General features: G+C 64.2%; 1 protein-coding gene. It reads right to left on the reverse strand.

The genetic code is table 11. The features are described 5' to 3' along the window. Nucleotides 1-754 precede the first annotated feature (754 nt). Nucleotides 755-1,972, reverse strand: coding sequence for an ATP-binding protein (locus tag Q4F91_RS13330; RefSeq protein ID WP_303338219.1), 1,218 nt, complete (start codon nt 1,970-1,972; stop codon nt 755-757). Nucleotides 1,973-2,501: the final 529 nt, after the last annotated feature.

Here is a 2,501-nt window from a genome sequence, read left to right on the forward strand (position 1 = left end):
CCGAAGGTGGTAGCCTCAGATCAACCCACTCTTAACAGCGAAGAACCATTTTTTTTCGCGGGGAGCCCAGAGGGTCCTGCCGCGCACGGGCCGGCCGGCCTGCCCGCGTCCCCCTGCCTCCGGCGGCTCCGGCCCCGCCGGGCTCCGCGCTCCCGGCCGTGTTGGACGCGCGCCGCGGTCGCCGCATCCCGGGGCCGGGAGCTTTTGCGAATATGCAACTAATAAATTCAGAAGTCACGGTCGGGGATAGACGACCGCCGGCTAATCCGCACTGACGACGCCCGTCGCCCGCGGCGGGAGCCCGGGAAGGGAGGGGACTGAAATGCTGCGGACCGATGCGATCCATCTGTAAACAGGAAATCAACGGGGCGTGCTGTACGGGGAAACGCCGGTTTCCTGCGGCGGTGTCCCGGCGCGGCCCGGGCGGGAAAACCGAGGGTTCCCGGCGGCTGATTCCCCTCCTCCAGGTGAAATTTGAAAAATTCTGAAAGAGGTTTTTACACACGGGAAAAATTTTTTTGGCAGAATATGCCCTGAAGCACGGGACACCGCGGGGCACCTCCTCCCAGCCTCAGCGTGACGAATGACCGTGCTCCACTCGGGCGCTTTTCCTCATGCTCCGCCGTCCACCTCCTCCCAGGACTACGCATAGGAAAGGCGCCCATTTTTATTGTCTGCGGCATGAAGAAGCCCGGCCGTCACGACGGACGCCGGGCCCTGCCCTTCTCTTCGCCTGAGCGCTGACGATTGCGCGTCAGATGTCCCAGATGCTGTGGGCGACGACGTTGTCGCTCACCATGTAGGGCTCGTCCGTGAGACCGATCACGGCGCACATCCCGAGCGGCAGCTTTCCGCTCTCGATGAGCCACTTGAGGCACCTCACCTCGGGGTCCGCGGGCTTGCGTGAGGTGGTGAGCGCGACGCAGTGGCACTTCCCCTCGTTTTCGATGACGAGGTCGACCTCGAACCCTTTGTTGTCGCGCATGTAGCTGAACTTCGGCACGGCGCCCGTGTGGAGCCAGCTCTTCATGAGCTCGATCACGAAGAAGGTCTTGAGGAAATTGGGCGCCATCGCATGGCGCGCCATCTCCACGGGCGACGCGATGCCGAGCAGGTGCGCGATGAGCCCCGTGTCCACCATGAAGTAGCGCGGGGTCTTCTGCAGGCGTTTTCCCACCTCGCCCGGGAAGGCGGGGAGAACCTTGACGAGCCCCGTCGCCTCGGCGATCGGGTACCAGCGGCGGATCGTCTCCGGACTGATGCCGGCCGTGGCGCCGATGGAGGCGAAGTTGAGCGCCTGGCCCGAGTGGAAGGCGAGCGCTCGCAGGAACTTCCTGAACCCCACGCGCTTGTCGATGCGGGTGAGACCCGCGGCGTCGCGGTCGATCCAGGCGTCGATCATCGCGTCAAGACCGCGCGTGCGCTCCTCACAGTCCTGGGTGCGGGCGGCGGGCAGGCCCCCTTCCCAGACGGACTCCCAGGTGTCGAGCACGCCGCGGCGGAAGAGCCTCGGCTCCCAGACCTCGGGACCGGGGAGGTAGCGCACCTGGCGGTCGCCCCAGCCGCACTGCTCCCAGACAGAGAGGGGCAGGAGCTCGAAGTGGGCGATGTCTCGCCCAAGCGCCGCGGCGGCGGCCTCGGGGAGGTCGCCGCGCTGGGAGGCGCCGATCAGGTACTGCCCTGCGGCATCGTTCTTTCCCACGGAGTCGGCGAGGGCCGGAATGAGCGCCGGAGCGAGCTGCATCTCGTCGATCACCGCAGGCGCGGGGTGCGACTCGAAGAAGTGCCCCGGGTCGGCCGCGGCCTCGGCGGCGGTGAGTTCCTTGAGCTCGACGTACGCGCGGCCGTCGGCGCAGAGACTGCGGAGCATCGTACTCTTTCCGACCTGCCTCAGGCCCGAGATCATCACGACCTTCCGCTCGGCGGCGGCCTTCGCAATGGCCGCCTCGACCGTTCTCTTCAGGTAATTCATTTCGCTCTCCCCCGTCTCATGAATTCATGTGCACTGCTGCCGCGGACCCTGAAGGTAGACGGACCGGCAGGTTTCGGGGCATCCCTGAAGTAATTTCAGCCTGTTCTCTGCGGAACGGTGCACCCCGGATCTGCGGTACTTTGTCTCCGGATCCACGGGGACAATGTACCGCATCCATACCTGTTTTTGTACCAAGGGGCGTCCCAAGGAAGGGGCAGGCGGACGGGAATTTTGTGACAGGATCTTCCGCTGCCGGCGGGCGGACGGGGACGGCGGGAACGGATGCCGGAGGTCCCGGTTCGGGAACAAATCTGAAAGTCCATGGTGGACAATGTTCAACATCAATGTACGGATTTGTTCCCGAAAATCCTATCAGTTCGATAGTTGAAATCTATCCGATGCGGTCTTGTCGCCGGCCCGGATAGCGCCGTCCGGAGGGCACCCCACTTTCAGAGAACATTCCCCCTCTCTCTTTTGGGACATTGAATTTATGTGTCCGCGGCAGCATACTTTACTTGTACCGTCTCCC

The sequence above is a fragment of the Sutterella sp. genome (genome assembly GCF_030539355.1).
GTDB lineage: Bacteria > Pseudomonadota > Gammaproteobacteria > Burkholderiales > Burkholderiaceae_F > Sutterella.

Excerpts from the sequence above, each read along its gene's own strand:
- Q4F91_RS13330 (WP_303338219.1), bottom strand. The coding sequence starts at position 1,972 with ATGAATTACCTGAAGAGAACGGTCGAGGCGGCCATTGCGAAGGCCGCC.